This window comes from Brevibacterium sp. FME37 (assembly GCF_014897485.1).
Classification (GTDB): Bacteria; Actinomycetota; Actinomycetes; order Actinomycetales; family Brevibacteriaceae; genus Brevibacterium.
In genome coordinates this window covers 1-3,843 of record NZ_JABUYE010000038.1, presented here as the reverse complement: position 1 = coordinate 3,843, position 3,843 = coordinate 1, and the positions used below count along the sequence as shown (strand labels likewise).

General features: G+C 56.4%; 4 protein-coding genes. All 4 read left to right on the top strand.

What is annotated here, in order from left to right:
- The first annotated feature begins 373 nt into the window (after positions 1-373).
- The 4 genes from INT29_RS19780 to INT29_RS19765 all read left to right on the top strand — a co-directional run bounded on the left by INT29_RS19780 (position 374) and on the right by INT29_RS19765 (position 3,824).
- Positions 374-1,276, top strand: coding sequence for a tyrosine-type recombinase/integrase (locus tag INT29_RS19780; RefSeq protein ID WP_226830001.1), 903 nt, complete (start codon positions 374-376; stop codon positions 1,274-1,276).
- Positions 1,273-1,629, top strand: coding sequence for a helix-turn-helix domain-containing protein (locus INT29_RS19775; protein ID WP_096177844.1), 357 nt, complete (start codon positions 1,273-1,275; stop codon positions 1,627-1,629). The genes INT29_RS19780 and INT29_RS19775 overlap by 4 nt, the downstream gene beginning before the upstream one ends.
- A 75-nt stretch (positions 1,630-1,704) precedes the next feature.
- Positions 1,705-2,331 carry a histidine phosphatase family protein gene (locus INT29_RS19770; RefSeq protein ID WP_096177845.1) on the top strand — a complete coding sequence of 209 codons (627 nt, stop codon included), beginning with the start codon at positions 1,705-1,707 and terminating at the stop codon, positions 2,329-2,331.
- A 443-nt stretch (positions 2,332-2,774) separates the two neighbouring features.
- Entirely contained in the window at positions 2,775-3,824 is a 1,050-nt protein-coding gene (locus tag INT29_RS19765; protein ID WP_133067143.1) for a hypothetical protein, read from the top strand.
- Positions 3,825-3,843: the final 19 nt, after the last annotated feature.

Below are 3,843 nucleotides of genomic sequence, written 5' to 3'. Positions count from 1 at the left end.
TATGGTCACGAATAAACTTAAAGTTGCGTCCCTGGAGCCCGTTGGGCGACCGAATGCTCCAGAACGAAGAACGCGACGCGCTTCTCATCAAGCAGTCTATTCCAATCTCTACTTTAAGTTGCTAATCTCTACTTCAAATAGACGATTTGGAGTGTTGATGATGGATGTTCCTGGATCAGCCCAGTTGGTCCTCGTACCCGGTGTTCGCCACCTTAACGAACCAGAAGCTGTGTTCAACGCAATGGTGGCTGGGTGGCAGCGACAACTACGATCCCGATCCTTAAGTAACCAAACCGTGGACAGTCGAATCTCGTTGATCCACCGCTTCAACGAGTTCGCAGGATCCCACCCCTGGTCCTGGACCCCCGGTGATATGGAAGACTTCACGCTGTCGTTGATGTCGGGTTCTAAGAAGGCTGCGCCATCAACGATCCGTGGCTATCACTTTGTGATTCGTATGTTTTGCGACTATCTTCTCGACGGCCGCTACGGGTGGATTGAAGAGTGCCAGAAACGATTCGATCAGATCCCGTCGCAGGTTTGTCACGACTACAACACAGTCGCTCACACCACCGACTACGAGGGACGCCCGGGCCGCCGTCCATTTACTTACGACGAGATCCAGCACCTCTTCGACTTCCTCGATACCCGAGTCGAGCGTGTCAAAGCCTCGGGCCGTAAAGGCGCGTGGGCGGCGCTGCGCGACTCCCAAATCGTAAAAACGATCTATGCCTATGGACTACGCCGTCGCGAGGTCTGCATGCTTGACATTGCTGATCTGCGACCCAGTCCTGATATGCCTCAATGGGGAACGTACGGAGCAGTCCACGTCCGTTACGGCAAAGCTGTCCGCGGAGGAGTTCCTCGACGACGCACAGTTCACACAGTCCCTGAGTTCGATTGGGTCGTGACTGGACTGACCCAGTGGGTCGAACAAGCACGACCCCTGGTCCTCGGTACCGACGCTGAAAGAAGAGTTGAACTGTGGCCAACCGAACGCGGCGGACGCATTGACCCGAGAACCATGGACCTACGGTTCGCCTGGTTACGGCGCGAAGCCGAGCTACCAGACGAACTGACGCTTCACTGCCTTCGACATTCTTACGTCACCCACCTCATCGAATTCGGTTACCCCGAACGATTCGTCACCGAGCAAGTCGGCCACTCATATGCTTCGACTACTGCTATCTACACCTCAGTTTCAAACGACTTCAAGACCAAAACTTTGCAGGCTGCTCTCCGCCGGGTCTACAACAACGAAGAAGGGCAACAATGAATACAGCAAGCAACAAATTCCCGACACCAGGCCGGCAGGTTTCTCTGCAGTGGAATCTGCGTCAGGTCATGGCCTCTGCTGGCATGTTCAAGACCACAGACCTTGTCGAACCGCTTTCCGCACGAGGCGTCGATATCTCAAAGCAGATGATCCACAAAGTCGTCACTGGCACCCCTCAACGCATCAATGTTGAGCTGCTCGCTGCGCTCTGCGACATCTTGGACTGCACACCCAACGACCTCCTCGAACTGAATTATGACCAAAAGCCAGCGCCGCAGTCGCCCAGCGGTACTGCGGGCATCGGCGACCTCCGGCCAGTTCGATCCACTGTCCGACGCCCAGAGGGCCTATGACTGGACGCTATCGCTCTGTCAGGTAACTGCTAGCGCCCCTTGACCCACATTCCCCGTAACTGAAAGGCACAGGACATGCGCACAATCCACGTCGTCGCCCATCCCGAAGCAACACACCACGTGGAAAACTTGGTCGGTGGGTGGCATGACTCCGAACTCACACTCGCCGGACACAAAGCCGCCGTCGCGATTGCTCAAGCGTTGCGGTCGAAACTTCCGGAAAATACAACAGTCGACTTGTTCTCTTCGGACCTGAAACGCACGGCTCAGACAGCGGACCAAATATCCGCGATACTCCGGGCGCAGCCAGTACTGGATCGTAGGTTGCGTGAGAAATCGTATGGCGAAGGAGAAGGAAGGCCCCAATCATGGCTGGACAGTCGGTTCATTCCGCCACCGCGCACAGGTGATCGCCTGAACCATGACGAAGGCGTAGTGGGGGCGGAACCAAACCGTGTTTTCGCCCATCGTGTGTACGCCGCCATGGACGACATCTTGGCAAGCCCGACAGAACACCAAGTCATCGTGACGCACGGATACGCCCTCACGTTCGTTGTAGCCTCTTGGATCAAGATGCCACTCGAATCGCTGGGATACATCAATCTCCGTGCGCCTTCCGGAAGCATCACCACTCTCAGGGAAGACGATTTCTTCCATAACCGACAGGTCGTCAGCTTGGGCGACACGTCTCACCTGACATGACTTCGTCGACACAGAAAACCCGTCTCAGTCCTTGCATCGACTGTGGCCGCACCGATACACCGATCGACCAACGCATCACCGGATGGCAAATGTGTCGACCTTGCACGAAACGCCGTCGCAATCATCCAGCCCCATGCCCATCCTGCGGCCTGGTCCGTGTGCTCGCTCTCCCATTGGGTAAACAAGCCGTGTGCACCACTTGTGCGGGAGCACCACCGCTCTTTGAATGTCCCAATTGTGGGGAGGAATCTCACCCTTATGGCAAGGTGTGCGCCCGGTGCACACTGGCGACCCGCGCCACCGAGCTCCTGACCGATCCAGCCACAGGCCACCTCAATCAACAGTTGCGACCGTTGCTTGACTACTGGATCAATTCAGTTGACCCGCGCACCCCACTACGCTGGGTCTCCCAGTCCCAAGCGAGCACCGATCTCCTGAGACAAATGGCCTGCGGGCAGTCGTCTATCAGCCATACTGCTTTCCGGCAATTGCCACCGACGAAGCCCAATGACTACCTGCGCAATCTGCTTGTCTCGATCGGGATCCTCGGCCCGTGGGAACCACATGTTGACCGTTTCATCTCGTGGCTCGACACCGAAATCGCCCCGAGACTGGAAACCGAGTGTGCCTTCACCATCAACAGCTATGCCCGATGGCACATCCTGCGCAACCTCCACCGCCATGCGAGCAACGGAACACTGACGCAGGCGGTTGCGAATTCTGCTCGTATCCGGGTTCGCGCAGCAATTGAATTCTGCGAGCTGCTAGCTCGTCGTGGAGTCTCTATTGAAGATGCCACACAGGTCGACCTCGAAGAACTCATCAGCAACTCTCCCGGCTATAACCGAACCAAAACGATTGCTTCATTCATCGCTTGGGCCAGAAAGACTCGAGTCAATAGAAACTTGACCGCGTCTGGTGAGCCGTGGCCGAATGCAACTGTCACTATCAGCACTGAGCAACACTGGTCCGATGTCGAGCGACTTCTGAACGAGGACCACCATCCTGCTCATATTCGTTTGGCCGGGCTCTTCACCCTCCTGTTTGCTCAACCCCTCAATCGCATTGTGGCAATGAGGCTTCAGCAGATCCATGTCACCGAAACCGACGTGTTGGTCACTTTCGCCAATGACCCGATTGAAATGCCACCCATTCTTGACGACCTACTACGGAACTACCTGACTACCCGTGCAGAAAGGCTGGTCGAGACCAGCGATCCGGGATGGCTCTTCCCCGGGGGCCAGCCCGGTCGTCATCTCGTTACCGAGGTGTTCCGCCGGGACCTTACCGTGATCGGGATTAAGCCGTACGAGAGTCGAAAGGCTTCCATGTTTCACCTCGCAGCCAGAATTCCTGCACCCGTGCTTGCTGGGCTGCTCGGGATCACCGATAGGAACGCGGCGGCATGGGCCAAGTTAGCCGGCCGCGACTGGAGTGCATATATCCAGCACCGTGATCAGGCAGGCCAAAAAGGAGAAACTCATGCAATCTGAATATGACACCCCACCGGTA

Bases quoted from the DNA above. Each gene is read 5' to 3' on its own strand.
- INT29_RS19780 (WP_226830001.1), top strand. From the start codon at position 374: ATGGAAGACTTCACGCTGTCGTTGATGTCGGGTTCTAAGAAGGCTGCG.
- INT29_RS19775 (WP_096177844.1), top strand. From the start codon at position 1,273: ATGAATACAGCAAGCAACAAATTCCCGACACCAGGCCGGCAGGTTTCT.
- INT29_RS19770 (WP_096177845.1), top strand. From the start codon at position 1,705: ATGCGCACAATCCACGTCGTCGCCCATCCCGAAGCAACACACCACGTG.
- INT29_RS19765 (WP_133067143.1), top strand. From the start codon at position 2,775: ATGGCCTGCGGGCAGTCGTCTATCAGCCATACTGCTTTCCGGCAATTG.